Consider the following 16,445-nt stretch of genomic DNA (forward strand, 5'->3'; position numbering starts at 1 on the left):
CGTCGGGCTCACCGCCGATGAGGGTGACGTGCGCGCCCGAGCGCCGGAACGCCTGCCGGCCCACCTCACTGGCGGCCGCGCGCGCCGCCAAGCAGTTCACCACCGCCGGCATCCGCGGCCGGCTCGTCTCCAGCGCACCGTTCGACGCGGTCTGGCAGGGCGCGGCGCTCGGCTGAGGCGGGACGGTAGCGGCTCGGTGCGCGGTCAGTGCCGCCGCGGCGGGCCGGTACGGGAGCGACGACGGCGCTGCCACCAGCGCCAGGCAGCCATCGCGAGCGGGAGGTAGCGCAGCAGTCGTCCCATGCGGCCAGTATCGCCCGGGGCGGCCGGATGTGCCTGCCGGTCTGCGCGCAGCAGTTGAACGCTCTACGGTGGAGGGTGAACCCCGACGGCCTTCGGATGAGGAGGACCCATGACCAAGGTCGCGATCGTCTACTACTCCAGCACCGGCCACGGCACCCGGATGGCCGAGGAGCTGCGCAAGGGCGCCGAAGAAGCCGGTGCCGAGGTCCGGGTGCGGCACGTGCGCGAGACGGTGCCCCCGGAGCAGTTCGCCGACAACCCGGCCTGGACAGCCAACTACGAGGCCACCAAGGACCTCCCCGAGGCCGCTCCGGAGGACGTCGACTGGGCCGACGCGGTGATCTTCGGATCGCCCACGCGCTACTCCAGCGTCGCCAGCCAGTTCCAGACCTTCATCGACTCCCTCGGCGGGCTGTGGGGCGAGGGCAAGCTGCAGGACAAGACCTACACCTGCTTCACCTCCTCGATGACCGAGCACGGCGGCCAGGAGGCGACGCTGCAGGTGATGTTGCGGTTCGCGGTGCACTTCGGCGGCATCCTGGTCCCGCCGGGCTACACCGACCCGGTCAAGTTCGAGGAGGGCAACCCCTACGGCACCTCCCACACCACCGGCCCGCAGAACTCCGACGAGCTCGACGAGGCCACCGTCAAGGCGCTGCACCACCAGGCGCACCGGCTGGTCCAGGTGACCGACAAGCTGCTGACCGGGGACTGACCGGAGCCGCAGCGACCGGCCACCCAGCCCGAGCAGCTGGCCGGCGAGGTCGAGGCGGACGGTCGGCCGGGGAGGGCCGCGCCGAGCGCTGACCCGCGCCGGCGCCGCTACCGTGGGCCAGGTGAGCCAGCAGCGCGCCAGCCCCGGCCCCCCCGAGGGTGAGCAGCCGCCCGTCGACGGCCGCGGCCGGCTGGCCCGGCTGCTGCTCCCCGGCGGCGAGGAGCCCGACCCGCGGGTGACGCTGGCCAACGAGCGCACCTTCCTGGCCTGGATCCGCACCGCCATGGCGCTGCTGGCCGGCGGCATCGCGCTGGAGGCGTTCGCCGTCGACGTCTTCGACGAACCCGCCCGGAAGGCGGTGGCGGTCATGCTCATCGCGCTGGGGATGCTGGTCAGCGGTGGCGCCTTCGTGCGGTGGGTCGGCGTCGAGCGGGCCGCCCGCGAGCACCAGCCGATCCCGGTGCCGCTGATCGCCCCCGTCCTGGGCCTCGGCGGTGCCCTCGGGGCCGTGGTGGTGGGCTACTACATCCTGCGCGGGTAGCGGCGTCGTGCCCTGGCCCCCTTCACCCCGGCCGCGGCTGCTGCCGCGGCCCTTCCGGCCCCGACCCATCGAGACCGCGGTCGACCTGGACCGCGGCGCCCAGCCGGAGCGCACCACCATGGCCTGGTCGCGCACCTGGCTGGCGCTGCTCGTGGTGACCGCGGTGTTCCTGCGCTGGAGCCCGCACTACGGACCGGGGCTGCTGGTGCTGCCGGTCGTGACCACGGGGGCCGCGCTGCTGGTCGCGCTCACCCAGCGGCGCCGGGCCCGGCGGGGGGTGCACGGCATCCGCGCCGAGCGGCTGACCGCGGACCCGGTGGGGCCGATACTGCTGACCGCGCTCACGATCGCCGTCGGGGCCGCCGGCATCGGCTTCGTCATCGCGGCACCGTGACGGCCGCGCCGTCGTCGCCCTCCAGCCGGGCCGCGAGCGCGGCGTCGACGACCAGGGAGGTGACCAGCCCGCCGCGCAGCGCGGCGCGCACCGCCCCCGCCTTCGCCGCGCCGTAGGCCAGCGCCATCACCTCTCCGATCCCCTGCAGCTGCTCCCCGGACAGCGTGATCAGCCGGTCGGTCATCGGGTCCCGCACCGGCTGGCCGTCGGCGTCGAAGGGCACCCCCGCGATCTCACCGACCACGCCCAGCCCGGCGAGCCGCCGGCGCTCCTCGGCGGTGGCCACGTCGTGGATGGTGGACATCCCCGCCGCCCAGGCACCCACTCCCACCGCGGCGTGGGTGACGGTACCGGCCTGCTCCAGCCCCGTGGCCACCGTCCGATCGGCCCGCAGCGCCGCCGCCGCCTCGGCGTCCTCCAGCGCGAACGGGGCGTGGAAGATCGAGGCCGGTCCCCCGCTGGCCCGCGCCGCGCTGCGCACGATGTCGACCGCGGTCGCGTCGTGGCCGGGCTGCTCCAGCGCGCCGGTCAGCTGCACCACCCGCACACGGGGCAGCCGGTCCAGCCGCTGGGCCATCGCCAGGACTGCCCGGCTCCACGGCAGCCCGAGCACGTCACCAGGAGCGAGCACGTCGGCCAGCAGCCGCGCCGCCGTCCCGCCGAGGGCGGCCAGCACCTCCGGGTCGGCACCCGCACCGCTCGCCACCACCGCGCAGTGCCGCAGCCCGAAGGTGTCGGTCAGCCGCGCCGAGGCGTCCAGGTCCAGGCCGTCGACCTGACCGATGGAGATCCGCACCAGGCCGGCCTCGCGCGCGGCGTCCAGCATCCGGGCCACCTTGAAGCGGCTGATGCCGAGGTCCTCGGCGATCTCCACCTTGGACCGGCCGAGCAGGTAGTGGTGCCGCGCCACCGTCGCGGTGCGCACCAGCTCGTCCGGGCCCAGCCGGGTGCGGCCGGGCTGCTCGGCATGACCGCTCGCGTCCACGCCCCCTCCTCTCCACGTTGGCCGTCCACTGTAGGCGGCGCGGGGGCCCTTGACAGCCGGTACCACACCCAGTTTACTCATATGTGCACTCCAATGCTCATTTGAGCGACTCAACGACGAGCGAGCCGCCCGGCGGCCTCGGGAGGACAGATGCGACAGCCACATCGAGCCGCGACGCTGGCGGCCGCGGGAACGCTGCTGCTGGGACTCAGCGGCTGCTCCGGTGGGTGGGCCGGCTGGGGCGGTGGCGCCTTCGGCGCCTCCACCGAGGACAGCATCTCGGTGCTGATGGTCAACAACCCGCAGATGGTGGACCTGCAGCAGCTCACCGCCGAGCACTTCACGGCCGAGACGGGTATCCGGGTGAACTTCACGGTGCTGCCCGAGAACGACGTCCGCGACAAGATCAGCCAGGAGTTCTCCAGCCAGGCCGGCCAGTACGACGTCGCGTCGCTGAGCAACTTCGAGATCCCCATCTACGCCGGGGCCGAGTGGATCACGCCGATGGACGAGTTCCTCGCCGAGGACCCGGGCTTCGACCAGGACGACATCCTCGACCCGATGGAGACCTCGCTCTCGCACGAGGGCCAGGTCTACGGGCAGCCGTTCTACGGCGAGTCCAGCTTCCTGATGTACCGCCGCGACCTGGTGGAGGCCGAGGGGCTCACCATGCCGGAGAACCCGACCTGGCCGGAGGTCGCCGAGATCGCCGCCGCGCTGGACGGTGCCGAGCCGGGCATGGCCGGCATCTGCCTGCGGGGCCAGCCGGGCTGGGGGCAGGTCATCGCCCCGCTCACCACCGTGGTCAACACCTTCGGCGGGACCTGGTTCACCGAGGACTGGCAGGCCCGCGTGGACAGTCCCGAGTTCACCGAGGCGGTGCGCTTCTACGTCGACCTGGTGCGCCAGCACGGCCAGGCCGGTGCCCCGCAGTCGGGCTTCACCGAGTGCCTCAACAACCTCACCCAGGGCGATGCGGCGATGTGGTACGACGCCACCTCGGCCGCCGGGAGCCTGGAGGCCGAGGGCTCACCCGTCAAGGGCAAGATCGGCTACGCCCCCGCGCCCGTGGTCGAGACCGACAGCGCCGGTTGGCTGTACGCCTGGGCGTGGGGCATCCAGGAGGCGAGCAGGAACAAGGACGCCGCCTGGGAGTTCGTCTCCTGGGCCTCCGGCAAGGAGTACGAGCAGCTGGTCGGGGAAGAGCTGGGCTGGTCCCGCGTACCCGCCGGCAAGCGGGCCTCCACGTACGAGAACGAGGAGTACCTCGAGGTCGCCGGCTCGTTCGCCCAGCCCACCCGGCAGGCGATCGAGTCCGCCGACCCCGCCGACCCCGGGGTCCAGCCCCGGCCGGCGCTGGGGGTGCAGTTCGTCGGCATCCCCGAGTTCCCCGACCTGGGCACCCAGGTCAGCCAGGAGATCAGCTCGGCGATCGCCGGCCGGACCAGCGTGGAGGACGCGCTGGCCCGGGGGCAGCGGCTCGCCTCCGACGTCGCCGAGCGCTACCTGTCCCGGGAGGGATCATGACCGCACCCGCCACCAAGGTGACCCCGCGCGGCAGCCGGATCACCACCGTCGAGGGCCGCACGCCCGAGGGCATGGGGTCCCAGGGCGCGATGCGCCAGGCCGGCGCCTGGGCCCGCCGGGCGCCGCTGCTCCCCGCGCTCATCTTCGTCATCGTGATGACCCAGCTGCCGTTCGCGACATCGGTGGTCATCTCGCTGATGAACTGGAACGCCTACTACCCCGACGAGCGCGGCTTCACCGGCTTCGACAACTTCGCCCGGGTGGTCACCGACACCAACACCCGGGAAGCGGTCGTGGTGACCGTGCTGCTCACCGCGTCGGTGGTGCTGGTCAGCCTGCTGCTCGGGCTGGGGATCGCGCTGCTCCTCGACCGCCGCTTCCGGGGCCGGGGGGTGGTGCGGACGATGATGATCACGCCGTTCCTCATCGTGCCGGTCGCGGCCGCGCTGCTGTGGAAGCACGCGCTCTACAACCCCGAGTACGGTCTGTTCAACGGGCTGCTGACGATGCTGTTCGGATCCGACGCCCCGCAGCCGGACTGGATCAGCAGCTTCCCGCTGCCGGCCATCATCACGGCGCTGGTCTGGCAGTGGACGCCGTTCATGATGCTCATCCTGCTGGCCGGCCTGCAGTCCCGCCCGATGGACGTCGTCGAGGCCGCACGGATCGACGGCGCGGGCGCGTGGCAGATCTTCACGCACATGACGCTCCCGCACCTGCGCCCCTACCTGGAGCTGTCGGCGCTGCTGGGTGCCATTTACGTGGTGCAGAACTTCGACCACGTCTTCACGATCACCTCTGGCGGGCTGGGCACCGCCAACCTGCCCTACTTCATCTACCAGACGTTCTACACCGCCCAGGACTACGGCCGGGCCTCGGCCGCCGGGGTCGTCACGCTGCTGGGCACCATCCTCATCGCGATGCTGGCGCTGCGGACGGTGCTGAGCCTGTTCAAGGAGGAGAGCCGATGACCACCCGCACCCGTAGCGGCACGCTGCTGACCGTCGCCGCCTGGCTGGTAGGCCTGATCTTCGTCGCGCCGGTGCTGTGGATGGTGCTCACCAGCTTCCACAGCGAGACCGACGCCGCGACCAACCCGCCCAGCCTGCTGGCACCGCTGAGCCTGGAGGGCTACCGCTCCTTCCTCGACTCGGGACCGTGGCCGCCACTGCTGAACTCGGTCACCGCCAGCGTGCTCTCCACGGCGCTGGTGCTGGTGCTGGCCCTGCCGGCCGCGTACGCGCTGTCGATCCGGCCGGTGCGCAAGTGGAGCGACGTGCTGTTCTTCCTGCTGTCCACCAAGATGCTGCCGCTGGTGGCCGGGCTGCTGCCGATCTACCTGTTCGCCCAGGTGACCGGGCTGCTGGACACGGTATGGCTGCTCATCCTGCTCTACACCGCGATGAACCTGCCGATCGCGATCTGGATGCTGCGCAGCTTCCTCGCGGAGGTGCCCGTCGAGATGCTGGAGGCCGCCCAGGTCGACGGCGCCAGCCTGAGCCGCACCCTGCGCGAGGTGATCGCCCCGGTCATCATGCCGGGCATCGCGGCAGCCGGGCTGATCTGCTTCATCTTCAGCTGGAACGAGCTGCTGTTCGCACGGGTCCTCACCAGCACCGTCGCCAGCACCGCGCCGGTGTTCCTGACCGGGTTCGTGACCAGCCAGGGGCTGTTCCTGGCCCAGGTCTGCGCCGCCTCGTTCGCGGTGTCGCTGCCGGTCCTGGCCGCCGGGTTCGCCGCCCAGGACAAGCTGGTCCAGGGGCTGTCGATGGGGGCGGTCCGGTGACCGAGCCGGACACCACCCAGGCCACGGCCCCCGTGCCGCTACGGGCGGGGACGCTCGCCGACCTGCCGAGCGGGGTGCCCGTCCCCCGCTACGACCGGTCGGCGGTCGGTCGCGGCATCGTCCACCTGGGGGTGGGCGGCTTCCACCGGGCCCACCAGGCGATGTACCTGGACCGGCTGCTGACGCTCGCGGCCGACGAGGGCGACCGGGAGGGGCTGGGCTGGGGCATCTGTGGCGTCGGGGTGCTGCCCCACGACGACCGCATCATCAGCACGCTGCGCGGCCAGGACGGCCTGTACACGCTCGTGGTCAAACACCCCGACGGCCGTCGCGAGGCCCGGGTGATCGGTTCCCTCGTCGAGGTGCTGCACGCCCCGAGCGACCCGCAGGCGGTGCTGGACGCGATGACCGACCCGGCCACCAAGATCGTCTCGCTGACCATCACCGAGGGCGGTTACCTGGTCAACCAGGCCACGGGGGAGCTGCAGGCCGACGCCCCCGGGCTGCGGGCCGACCTGCACCCCGGCGCCGCCCCGAGCACCGCCTTCGGTTTCGTCGTCGCGGCGCTGCGCGCCCGCCGGGAGGCCGGCACCGCCCCGTTCACGGTCATGTCCTGCGACAACCTGCCGGGCAACGGCGACGTCGCGCGCCGGATGATGATCAGCTTCGCCCGGCTCGCCGACCCGGAGCTGGCCGACTGGATGCAGGAGCACGTGGCCTTCCCCAACGCGATGGTGGACCGGATCACCCCGGTCACCGCGCCGGAGGACACCGAGCGGCTCGCCCAGGAACACGGCGTGGCCGACGGCTGGCCCGTGGTCTGCGAGCCGTTCACGCAGTGGGTGCTGGAGGACCGCTTCCCGACCGGCCGGCCGGCACTGGAGCGGGTCGGCGTGCAGGTCGTCGACGACGTCGAGCCCTACGAGCTGATGAAGCTGCGCCTGCTCAACGCCAGCCATCAGGCGCTGTGCTACCTGGGGTACCTGGCGGGGTACCGCTACGCCCACGAGGTCTGCCAGGACCCGCTGTTCGTCGACTTCCTGCTCGGCTACATGGAGCAGGAGGCCACCCCGACGCTCCCGGCCGTGCCCGGCACCGACCTGGCCGACTACCGGCACACCCTCATCGAGCGGTTCGCCAACCCCGAGGTGCGGGACACCCTGGCCCGGCTGTGCGCCGAGAGCAGCGACCGGATCCCCAAGTGGCTGCTGCCGGTGGTGCGCCACCAGCTGGACCGGCAGGGGCCCATCGAGCGCGCGGCGCTGGTGGTCGCGGCGTGGACGCGCTACGCCGAGGGCACCGACGAGCAGGGGGAGCCGATCGAGGTGGTCGACCGGCTCCGGGACCGGGTGATGGCCGCGGCGGCCCGGCAGCACGAGGACCCGCTGGCCTTCCTCCGCGACCGCGAGCTGTTCGGGGACCTCGCCGAGCAGGACCGGTTCACCGCGGTCTACGCACAGCTCCTCGCCTCGCTGCACGAGGAGGGGGCGCGCGCCACTGTGGCCGCCGTCGTGCGCAGCAGCGGGTAGCGCTCAGCCGAGGGGGGCGGGAGTCAGCCGCGCCAGGGCTGGTGGACCCCAGAGTCGTCGGCGCGCGTCCCGCGCACAGTCACCCCTCGCTGCGGATGAGCGGACGGAGCTGGTCGGCCGTCGCGGTGTCCAGTCGCTGGCCGTGCACCTGCTCCACGTGCGGACCCACCTGATCCAGGACGTCCTGCTCGCTGTCGCCGTGCACGACCGCGTCGCAGTCGAAGCCGGCGTCCCGACAGTAAAGTATCTTTGCCATCTGCTGATGGTCGCACCGGGGCCAGCATCCCGGCAAGGGGGCTGGTGGCCGGAGCCCTGCTGGTCCTGGTCGGCACCGGCCTGCTGCCGGCCCTGACCTCTCCGTAGCCGCCCAGCGCCCCCCTCGTCCCACGCACGACAGATATGGTGACCCGGATGTCTCCCACACGACTGCGCCGGTGGCACGGCACGGTGGCCCTCGGGCTGACGGTCGCGCTGCTGCTCCCGGCCTGCTCCGAGGACGCACCCGACACGGAGGAGGCCGACACCCCACCGGCGAGCGCCCCGGCCGAGGGGGACGCCGCCGAGGACAGGACCACGGAGCCGGGCAGCGGCGCCGGGGAGGCCCAGGGCGACGGTGAGCAGCCTCCGATCGAGAGCGGGCCCGCCCCCCTCTCCCCGGGAGAGGAGCGGCCGGAGGGCACTGAGGTGGTCCAGCAGGGCGGCTTCTCCGTGGCGATCCCGGAGGGCTGGCAGGACTCCTCCTCCCAGACCGAGTACCACTACACCGACCCGTCAACCGAGAACCGCGGCTTCTTCGTCCGGACGTTCGACCCCTCCGCCGGCACCGTCGAGGAGAGCCTGCCGCTGGCCGCCGAGGACCTCGACGCCGCGGGGCTGGACCCGACGTTCTACCGGGTCGACTGGCCCGGCGCCGACGACGCCGCGCTCATCACCTACGACGACCCGGAGGCCAACCCACCGGCTGTGCACCGGACCTACCAGCTCCTGGTCGAGACACCGGACGGTTCGTTCTGGGCCGCGGCCTACGACGAGGTAGAACGGTTCGACGACTCGCCGGTGACCGACGTGCTGGCCTCGTTCCGCCCCCAGGAGTGACGGTCGTGCCGGTCGAGTGGTTCTTCCTGGGGATGGCGGCCCTCCCGCTGCTGCTCCTGGTCCACACCGAGCGACGAGTCTCCTGGACCGAGGGGACGTTCACGGTGGAACGGACCACACTGCTTCGACACGCGGCCGGTGACGCGCCGGGCGCTCACCACCAGGCCCTCGGCACGACGCACACCCCCGAGGGAGACGTCCCCGCTCGCACCATCGACAGCTACCCCGTGCAGTGGATCCGCGCCCGCGTGGGCCAGCAGGTGCCGTGCCGCTACAAGCCGGGCTCGCCCGACAGCGTCACCCTCCGTGCGGTGGCACGCGGTGGCAGACGGGTCAAGAACTGGGTCACCCTCATCGGGCTGTCGGTGTTCCTGGTCCTGGTCTTCCTGCTGATCCGGTCCCAGGGCTGATCGAGACCGTCCACGCCCGGACGGAGGCCAGCGCGCCGGCTCCCACGCCACGGGGACGACCGGCGCCCCGGCCGGGCAGCACACGTGCCCGGCCGGGGTCCGGCCCGGTGCGGGCGACGACCCACCTCCCCGCCACGGAGCAGGTACGTCGCCACCGGCCCGGGGCCCCCGGCGCTCAGCGCCGGGGGGTCGCTCCCCGGGTGGACTTGGACAGCGACGCGGCTGCTGCCGCCCGCAGCGGGCGGCGGAAGCGGGGGTCACCCCAGCACTCACCGGAGTCGTGCCGGGGCCACGCCGCGGCTCTGTTCACCGCCGCCGCCGCGTGCGGCGACGTTGCCGCGACGGGTGTCGGTCGGGAGGTGCGTTCGGTCATGCCTGCCTCCTTCACCAGGGGCCGGCGGCGCCGGCCAGTCGCTGGGCCCGGGCGCTTCGGCTCCAGGACCTGGCCAGGACGCTACGGCGCGCGTGTTACGCCCAGCGCCTTCCCGTGTTGCCCCGGGGTTACGGGTGCCGCACCGCGACCACCGGGTCAGCCCGGCAGCTGCCGCTTGGCCGCCTCGCTGAGCTGGATGACCTGCACGTCGTCGCTGTCCGGGTCCTGCGCGGTGGCGAACAGCGAACCGTCGCGGCCCTCCCGGGGCGCCACCCAGGCGCAGCCGCCTCGTCCATGCGGGTGGCGGTGGCGCGGGCGTCGTCGACCAGGACTACCGGGCGTCCCGTCCGGGCGCCCACTGCGGCCGACCCCTGGACACGGCTGGACTCATCGGTGCCACCGCAGGGATGCGGTCAGGACTCGGGCCAGCAGAGCCAGTCCAGGGTGACTGCGGCGGTCCAGGACTGGTGCTCGCTGCCCAGCGCCTCCCCGGTGAACGGCTCGTAGTACTCCCCGAACCGGCCGTCGGAGAGCTGGCGCAGCGACTCCTCGCGCAGCGCGGCCGCACGGTCCACCCAGCCGTGGTGGGCGAAGGCCCACGAGAACAGCCAGCTGGTCACCGGCCACTGCGGGCCGCGCCAGTACTCCCGCGGCCGGAAGTCAGCCGACTCCGGAGACGTGCTCGGTGGCACCGCCGCCGCCAGGGCGGGATGGCCGCACCAGCGCGGCCCGTCCAGCAGCGCGAGCAGATGGCGCTGCTGGTCGTGGTCACCGGCCCCGCACAGCAGCGGCGCGAACCCCGCCAGCGTCTCGGTGGCCAGCCACTCCCCGGTGCGCAGGTCGCGGTCCCGGGCCAGGCCGGTGGCCGGGTCGATGGACGCGGCCACCCCGCCGCGGCACCGGTCGGCCAGCGCCCTCATCTCGGCCACCTCCCCAGCGCGCTGTGCCGTCTGCTCGCCGAGGTCGGCCAGCACGTCGCTGGCCAGCGCGAGGATCGCGCTGAGCAGCACGTCCTCCGCGGCGAAGCTGACCGCCTCGCGCACCCGGGCGTCGTCGTAGCTCACCCGCCGCATCTCCTCGATCAGCCAGAGGTAGCGGTCGTACTCGCGGTCGCTGGGCCGCTGGCTGGCGTCCGCGACGACCTGGGTGTCCCGGCGGGTGTAGGGGGGCAGGTCCGGGCCGACCTCGACGCGGGCGTAGGGGCCGTCCCACCGCGGGGAGTTGTCCATCCCCGACTCCCAGCCGTGGTGGATGGTGACCCGACCGGTGCCCTCCGGGTCGCGGGCCGTGGCCAGCCAGCGGTGCCAGGCCAGCAACCGGGGCCAGGCCCGGCCGCAGAACTCCTCGGCGACCCGACGGTCCTGGCCTCCCAGCCTCCGGCCGGTTTCCAGCAGCTGCCACGCCGCGATGGCGTGCACCGGGGGCTGGCAGATCCCGGAGGTGCGCACGCCCTCCGGCGCGGCGGCCACCGCCTGCGTCCCCCACCGCTGCGGCCCGGGGAAGTAGCCCTCGTCGTCCGCGGAGAAGACGATGTGCGGGACCATTCCGGTGCCCCACTGGGCGGCCAGCAGGGTGTCCAGCTCGGTCACCGCGCGGGGCACGCTCACCGTCGCGAGGCCGACCGAGACGAAGGCAGCGTCCCAGCTCCACTGGTGCGGGTAGAGGGCCGGTGCGGCGGTCGTCATGGTTCCGAGGTCGTTGCCGCGCAGCACGTATCCGGCCGACGCCGCAAGCCGCTCCCATCCCACCCGGCCCAGGCTAGCGCCCGGTCACAGCGTCAGCTTCATACCGTCGTGACTGGCCACCCAGCCCAGCCGCTCGTAGAACCGACGGGCCTCGGTGCGGGCCCGGTCGGTGGTCAGCTGGGCCAGGACGGCGCCGCGCTCCCGGCCGTAGGCCGCGACCCACTCCAGCAGCGCCGTCCCCAGGCCGCTGCCGCGGGCCGCGTCGGCGACCCGCACCCCCTCCACCTGCAACCGAGTGGCACCACCGCGGGACAGGCCGGGCAGCAGCGTCAGCTGCAGGGTGGCCAGGAGGGCCGGCGGGTCGGCGCCCGCGCCCTGCTCCCGCACCACCACCAGGGTGTGCGCCGGGTCGGCATCGACCGCCTCGAACGCGGCGAGGTAGCGACTCTCGGGCGCGCCCTCCCGCCCGGAACCGAGCACGTCGTCCCGCAGCAGCGCCACGATGCCGGGCACGTCGTCCCGCGTCGCCCGGCACACCCGGAAGGTGCGGTCACCGACCACCAGGGTCGCCAGCACCGGGGTGTCCGTAGGCATCGAGCACCTCCTCGGCGAGCAGCTTGCCGGCGTAGGGCCCCAGCGTCAGCCCCTGCGGCCCCATCCCGGTGGCCAGCCACAGCCCCGGCATCCCGGGTGCCGGTCCGAGCACGGGCGGGCCGCCGGACTCGGCGAGCGGCCGCACGCCGACCCGCGCCTCGAGGAGCTCCGCGCCCGCCAGCTCCGGGACGATGCTGAGCCCCTGCTCGAGCACGGTGTGCACGCCGCCGGCGGTGAGCGTGGTGTCGAAGCCGCTGCCGTCCTCGCGGGTGGCCCCCACCACCACCCGGTCCCCGGTGAAGGACAGCAGGTAATGGCCCCGCATCGTCGTCACCGCCGGCAGCGCGCTGCCGCCCGGGAGCCGCAGGTGCACCAGCTGCCCCTTCTGCGGCACGACCGGCACCGCCACCCCGACCGCGGCGGCGAGCTCACCGGTCCACGCGCCGGCGGCCAGCACCACCGCGTCGTGCCGGGCCGGTTCCCGCTCACCGGCTACCCGCAGCGACCAGCCCCGCCCCCCGGGCGCCTCGGCCGGCTGCACCGTCACCGCCCGCCGGAGCAGGCGGGCCCCGCCCGTCAGTGCCGCCTGCAGCAGCGCATGCCGGAGCGAGCGTCCGTCGACCGCCGCGACGTCGGGCAGCCAGACCGCTCCGTGGGCGGTCCGCAGCGCCGGGAACCGCTCCCGCACCCGCGCCCCGCTCCAGCACTCGGGCTCGCCGACGCCGGCGGTACCCCAGCGGCCGGTGACCTGCCGCGCCCGTGCGTGGAGGTCCGGGAGCCGTTCGGCCTCCTCCTCGTCGAGGGCGAGCACCAGCTGTCCCACCACCCGGAAGTCCAGCCGGGGATGGTGGCCGGTGAGCTGCTCCACCAGGGACGGGTAGTAGCCGGCCGCGGCCATCGCGAGCGCCTGCTCCTCCTCGGAGCGCTGGCGCGCCCCCACCGGCCCCACGATGCCCGCCCCGGCGTCGGTGGCCCGGCCCGGCCGGGCGTCGTCGTAGAGCGTCACCGCGGCCCCCGCGGCGACCAGGTGGTAGCCGAGGCTGGCGCCGACGACGCCGGTGCCGACGACCGCGACGTCGGGTGCCCTCCCGACCCCGCCCCCCGCCCGGGTCACCGGTGCGGTCCTGCTCCGCTCGGTCACGGACCCCTCCTCGACTCGACCGCGGTTCGCCCAGCGGCGGCGCCCGCGGCTGGTGCGACCCTACGGCACCCGCCGCGGCGGCGACCGGCCACGAGCCCCGGCCCACCGCCCGGCGGCGATGGCGTCTTCCCGACAGTGGCCAGAAGCCGCCAACACCGTCCCGGTCCTGGCCGGGCGTGGCACCGTGGGGGCATGCGGATCACCCGATCGGTCGTCGTGCTCGACGCCGCCAACCTGGCCGAGGTCAGCTCGTTCTGGGCGCGCCTGCTCGGAGGCACCGTCGAGGCCGACGACGACTGGCACACCGTCAGCTCCGAGCAAGGCCCGCGGATCGCCGTGCAGCTGGCGCCCGAGCACGTGCCCCCGGAATGGCCGGACGGGCTCCCCCAGCAGGTGCACCTCGACCTGTACGTGGACGACCCCGACGCCGCTCACGACGAGGCGGTCGCGGCAGGTGCCCGTGTCCTGCAGACCGCCGACACCAGCACCGAGCAGGGGTTCCAGGTGTACGCCGACCCCGCGGGCCACCCGTTCTGCCTCTGCTGGGCGCGCGGCAGCTGACCGGTACCCGCGCGCAGCTGCCCGTGGACCCCACGGACTCCCCCTGGGTCGAGTCCCCGGTGCACCGGTCCTGGCTGGCGGAGCAGGCCCACCGCCAGCTGTGGTTCGCACGCCGGGCGCCGCACCCGGACGGCGGCGCCTGGTACCTCGACGACCACGGGGAGCCCGACACCGGCCGGCCGGTGCAGACCTTCATCACCGCCCGCATGGTCCACGCCTACGCCCTGGGACACCTGGCCGGTGTCCCCGGCGCCCGGCCGGTCGCCGAGGCCTGCCTGGCTGGGCTGGCCGGGCCGCTGCGGGACCCCCGGCACGGCGGCTGGCTCGCCTCGGTCGGCCCCGGGGAGGAGCACGATGACGGCAAGGCCGCCTATCCGCACGCGTTCGTCGTCCTCGCCACCGCGACCGCCACCGTCGCGAGCCTGCCGGGCGCCGCTGCCCTCCTGGAGGACGCGCTCGGGGCGCTGGACCGGTTCTGGGAGGACGGGCCCGGGATGCACCTGGACCGGGCCGACCGGACCTTCCAGGAGGTGAGCGACTACCGCGGCGGCAACGCCAACATGCACGCCGTCGAGGCGCTGCTGGCGGCCGCGGCCTCGGCGTCGGCCTTGATGCGGTCCACCTTCCGGCCCTGCACCGCACCTCCTTGTCCCTGGCACCAGCGTGTCTGCCCCTATGATGCGCCGCGCCGCCCGGGCCGCGCGGGATGACCCGGCGGGGGCCGCTACCGGCACGACCCGGCGTGTGGACGATCCTGCAGCAGCGAGCAGCCGGCGTCCTAGGGTGGGGGCCATGCCCACACCGCCGGACCTGACGAGGCTGCTGCAGGCGGCGGTCGAGGCCGTGGGCGGCACCGAGCGCCCCGGCCAGGTGCAGATGGCCGAGGCGGTCCGCGACGCGGTCGAGGACGAGGAGCACCTGCTGGTGCAGGCCGGCACCGGCACCGGCAAGTCGCTGGCCTACCTGGTGCCCGCGGTCGCCCACGCGGTCGCCACCGGGAAGCCGGCGGTGGTGGCCACCGCCACGCTGGCGCTGCAGGCCCAGATTGTGGACCGGGACCTGCCCCGGGTGGCCGACGCGCTCGCCCCGCTGCTGGGACGGCGCCCCACGTACGCCCTGCTCAAGGGCCGCTCCAACTACCTGTGCCAGCACAAGCTGGTGGGCGGGTTCCCCGAGGAGGACGAGGACTCGCTGCTCTCGGTGGGGCAGGTCGACGGTGAGCTGTCCCGGCTCGGCGCGGAGGTGTCCCGGCTGCGGGAGTGGGCCGAGCTGACCGAGTCCGGCGACCGGGACGAGCTGGTGCCCGGGGTGAGCAGCCGCGCCTGGCGGCAGGTCTCGGTCACCGCCCAGGAGTGCCTCGGGCAGAGCTGCCCCCTGGTCGGGGAGTGCTTCGTCGAGCTGTCCCGCGAGGCCGCCCGGGACGTCGACGTCGTCGTCACCAACCACAGCTTCATGGCGATCGACGCCTTCGAGGGGCGGCAGCTGCTGCCCGAGCACGACCTGCTGGTGGTCGATGAGGCGCACGAGCTGACCGACCGGGTCACCTCGACCGTCACCGACGAGCTGGCCGCCGGCACCGTGACCGCGGCCGGCCGCCGGGTGGGCCGGCTGGCCGATGCCGGGCGGCTCACCGAGACCGCCGAGCCGCTGCAGCAGGCGCTGGAGGAGCTGCCGGAGGGCCGGCTGCGAGCCGTGCCGGACCGGCTCGCGCTGGCGCTGGCGGGGGTGCGCGACGCCGCCCGGGCGCTGCAGAGCGAGCTGAAGCCCGACAAGGAGGCCTCCGCCGACGGTGGCCGGCAGGTGGCCCGGGCCGCGGTCGACGAGGTGTTCGACGTCGCCGACCGGGTCCTGGAGGAGCGGGAGCTGGACGTGATGTGGGTGACCCACGACCAGCGCCGCGGGGCGGTGCTGCGGGTCGCGCCGATGAGCGTCGCGGCGATGGTGCGCGACAAGGTGTTCGCCGGGCGCACCGTGGTGCTCACCTCGGCGACCCTGGAGCTCGGCGGGACGTTCGAGGCCATCGCCGGCACCCTCGGCCTGCGGGGCGAGCAGGCGCCGCGCTGGTCTGGCCTGGACGTCGGCTCGCCGTTCGACTACCCCAGCCAGGCCATCGCCTACGTCGCCCGGCACCTGCCGCCCCCGGGCCGGGAGGGTCCCGCCGAGGAGGTCCACGCCGAGATCGAGGAGCTGGTGCGTGCCGCCGGCGGCCGCACGCTGGGGCTGTTCTCCTCCCGGCGCGCCGCCGAGACCGCCGCCGCACGGCTGCGCGAGCGGCTGGGCGACGACAGCGGCATCGAGGTGCTGTGCCAGGGCGAGGACCAGATGTCCACCCTGGTCCGGCGGTTCGCCGCCGACGCCGCCACGTGCCTGTTCGGCACGCTCTCGCTGTGGCAGGGCGTCGACGTGCCCGGCAGCTCCTGCCAGCTGGTGCTCATCGACCGCATCCCGTTCCCGCGTCCGGACGACCCGCTCGCCTCGGCGCGCACCGAGGCGATCGGCCGGATGGGCGGCAACGGGTTCATGGCCGTCTCGGCGACCCACGCCGCGCTCCGGCTCGCCCAGGGCTCGGGCCGGCTGGTGCGCCGCGGCGACGACCGAGGGGTCGTGGCCTTCCTGGACTCCCGGATGATGACCGCTCGCTACGCCGGCTTCCTGCAGCGCTCGCTACCGCCGTTCTGGCCCACCACCGACAAGCAGCTGGTGCTGCAGGCGCTGCGGCGGCTGCACGAGGGGGCGGCCGAGCCGCTACCGGTGCAGGAGCCGACCGCGCGTGCCATCGGCGGGGCGCCGCGCGCGGCGGTCCCGG

Annotated in this window: 17 protein-coding genes; 12 read left to right on the plus strand and 5 right to left on the minus strand. The window is 74.2% G+C overall.

The features are described 5' to 3' along the window. Positions 1-412: 412 nt before the first annotated feature. The 3 genes from wrbA to GFJ45_RS11035 all read left to right on the plus strand — a co-directional run bounded on the left by wrbA (position 413) and on the right by GFJ45_RS11035 (position 1,953). Positions 413-1,018, plus strand: coding sequence for an NAD(P)H:quinone oxidoreductase (gene wrbA / locus GFJ45_RS11025; protein WP_153397137.1), 606 nt, complete (start codon positions 413-415; stop codon positions 1,016-1,018). A 121-nt stretch (positions 1,019-1,139) separates the two neighbouring features. Next, positions 1,140-1,559: a YidH family protein gene (locus GFJ45_RS11030; RefSeq protein ID WP_153397139.1), complete on the plus strand. Its 420-nt coding sequence runs from the start codon at positions 1,140-1,142 to the stop codon at positions 1,557-1,559. A gap of 7 nt (positions 1,560-1,566) precedes the next feature. Next, positions 1,567-1,953, plus strand: coding sequence for a DUF202 domain-containing protein (locus GFJ45_RS11035; protein WP_228386880.1), 387 nt, complete (start codon positions 1,567-1,569; stop codon positions 1,951-1,953). Here the strand turns inward: GFJ45_RS11035 and GFJ45_RS11040 are convergent. Then, entirely contained in the window at positions 1,937-2,938 is a 1,002-nt protein-coding gene (locus GFJ45_RS11040) for a sugar-binding transcriptional regulator (RefSeq protein ID WP_194288628.1), read from the minus strand. The genes GFJ45_RS11035 and GFJ45_RS11040 overlap by 17 nt on opposite strands. A 150-nt stretch (positions 2,939-3,088) precedes the next feature. Between GFJ45_RS11040 and GFJ45_RS11045 the strand changes: the two genes are divergently transcribed. The 4 genes from GFJ45_RS11045 to GFJ45_RS11060 are packed head-to-tail and all read left to right on the plus strand — an operon-like array spanning position 3,089 to position 7,780. Continuing rightward, positions 3,089-4,465, plus strand: a complete 1,377-nt coding sequence (locus GFJ45_RS11045; RefSeq protein WP_153397144.1) for an ABC transporter substrate-binding protein — start codon at positions 3,089-3,091, stop codon at positions 4,463-4,465. A 17-nt stretch (positions 4,466-4,482) separates the two neighbouring features. Next, positions 4,483-5,436, plus strand: a complete 954-nt coding sequence (locus GFJ45_RS11050) for a carbohydrate ABC transporter permease (RefSeq protein WP_407670394.1) — start codon at positions 4,483-4,485, stop codon at positions 5,434-5,436. Then, complete coding sequence (locus GFJ45_RS11055) at positions 5,433-6,251, plus strand: carbohydrate ABC transporter permease (RefSeq protein WP_153397148.1); 819 nt, start codon at positions 5,433-5,435, stop codon at positions 6,249-6,251. The genes GFJ45_RS11050 and GFJ45_RS11055 overlap by 4 nt, the downstream gene beginning before the upstream one ends. After that, complete coding sequence (locus GFJ45_RS11060) at positions 6,248-7,780, plus strand: mannitol dehydrogenase family protein (RefSeq protein ID WP_228386882.1); 1,533 nt, start codon at positions 6,248-6,250, stop codon at positions 7,778-7,780. The genes GFJ45_RS11055 and GFJ45_RS11060 overlap by 4 nt, the downstream gene beginning before the upstream one ends. Before the next feature lie 79 nt (positions 7,781-7,859). On the opposite strand, the gene GFJ45_RS11065 is transcribed toward GFJ45_RS11060, so the two are convergent. Continuing rightward, positions 7,860-8,036 carry a DUF1059 domain-containing protein gene (locus GFJ45_RS11065; RefSeq protein ID WP_153397150.1) on the minus strand — a complete coding sequence of 59 codons (177 nt, stop codon included), beginning with the start codon at positions 8,034-8,036 and terminating at the stop codon, positions 7,860-7,862. A 155-nt stretch (positions 8,037-8,191) separates the two neighbouring features. On the opposite strand from GFJ45_RS11065, the gene GFJ45_RS11070 reads away from it, so the two are divergent. Together GFJ45_RS11070 and GFJ45_RS11075 are read left to right on the plus strand one after the other, a co-directional pair. Further along, a complete protein-coding gene (locus tag GFJ45_RS11070; protein ID WP_153397152.1) occupies positions 8,192-8,875 on the plus strand; it encodes a hypothetical protein in 684 nt (227 codons plus the stop codon). A 5-nt stretch (positions 8,876-8,880) separates the two neighbouring features. After that, positions 8,881-9,285 (plus strand): hypothetical protein, encoded by a 405-nt coding sequence (locus GFJ45_RS11075; protein WP_153397154.1) that lies wholly within the window; start codon positions 8,881-8,883, stop codon positions 9,283-9,285. A gap of 786 nt (positions 9,286-10,071) precedes the next feature. Here the strand turns inward: GFJ45_RS11075 and ggh are convergent. From ggh to GFJ45_RS11095, 3 genes are read right to left on the minus strand one after another with little or no spacing between them, the layout of a single operon-like run. Further along, a complete protein-coding gene (gene ggh, locus GFJ45_RS11085; RefSeq protein ID WP_228386884.1) occupies positions 10,072-11,406 on the minus strand; it encodes a glucosylglycerate hydrolase in 1,335 nt (444 codons plus the stop codon). A gap of 21 nt (positions 11,407-11,427) precedes the next feature. Then, positions 11,428-11,937 (minus strand): GNAT family N-acetyltransferase, encoded by a 510-nt coding sequence (locus GFJ45_RS11090; protein WP_153397157.1) that lies wholly within the window; start codon positions 11,935-11,937, stop codon positions 11,428-11,430. Then, positions 11,894-13,078: an NAD(P)/FAD-dependent oxidoreductase gene (locus tag GFJ45_RS11095; RefSeq protein ID WP_153397159.1), complete on the minus strand. Its 1,185-nt coding sequence runs from the start codon at positions 13,076-13,078 to the stop codon at positions 11,894-11,896. Before GFJ45_RS11095 ends, GFJ45_RS11090 begins: the two co-directional genes overlap by 44 nt. A gap of 192 nt (positions 13,079-13,270) precedes the next feature. Between GFJ45_RS11095 and GFJ45_RS11100 the strand changes: the two genes are divergently transcribed. The 3 genes from GFJ45_RS11100 to GFJ45_RS11110 form a co-directional block, all read left to right on the plus strand. Next, a complete protein-coding gene (locus GFJ45_RS11100; RefSeq protein WP_153397161.1) occupies positions 13,271-13,639 on the plus strand; it encodes a VOC family protein in 369 nt (122 codons plus the stop codon). Positions 13,640-13,662: 23 nt separating this feature from the next. Beyond that, positions 13,663-14,349, plus strand: coding sequence for an AGE family epimerase/isomerase (locus tag GFJ45_RS11105; RefSeq protein WP_194288629.1), 687 nt, complete (start codon positions 13,663-13,665; stop codon positions 14,347-14,349). An 82-nt stretch (positions 14,350-14,431) separates the two neighbouring features. Next, positions 14,432-16,445, plus strand: a 2,014-nt coding sequence (locus tag GFJ45_RS11110) for an ATP-dependent DNA helicase (RefSeq protein ID WP_153397165.1), incomplete at its 3' end; no start/stop codon positions are given.

This window comes from Ornithinicoccus halotolerans (assembly GCF_009602535.1).
GTDB classification, from domain to species: domain Bacteria; phylum Actinomycetota; class Actinomycetes; order Actinomycetales; family Dermatophilaceae; genus Ornithinicoccus; species Ornithinicoccus halotolerans.